We start from the raw sequence: 469 nt of genomic DNA on the forward strand, positions 1-469 counted from the left end.
GAGTTATGGCAAGTATTATTATATAACTTAAAACAAAACTTATAGCTAAATATTTAAAATAAAATGAGCTGATTGTGAGGGTCTTTTTTTGTTGCACGTTTATTTAAATTAATTATGAATATTTTAATTTTTTAAAATTAATTGATTTTTAATTGCCGAAAGGATTTCAAAAAACTGTATATCTGCTAAATATAATTTATAACTTAAATCAGCATTTCTTCTTTTGAATTTTTCATAAGTATATTCTGACCCATTTTCACGCACCTCATACCAAGCGTTAATACATAGTTGAGTAATAACATCATTCCTTAACTCATCGATAGTAAATTCCATTACATCTATATCATTTCGTGTTAGTTTTAGCCCGTAATTTTTATAATCTTGGAATTTACTCATTATTTTTGATTTTGACAAGTTATAACAATCAAAGTTATGTTTTTGAGAAAATAGACATTGCGTTAACAATAAA

Annotated in this window: 1 protein-coding gene; it reads right to left on the reverse strand. The window is 24.3% G+C overall.

The window, feature by feature from the left end; genetic code table 11:
* Positions 1-123: 123 nt before the first annotated feature.
* On the reverse strand, positions 124-469 hold a 346-nt coding region (locus V7Z48_RS11060), incomplete at its 5' end, for a hypothetical protein (protein WP_334113541.1).

The sequence above is a fragment of the Paucihalobacter sp. genome (genome assembly GCF_036825875.1).
GTDB lineage: Bacteria > Bacteroidota > Bacteroidia > Flavobacteriales > Flavobacteriaceae > Paucihalobacter.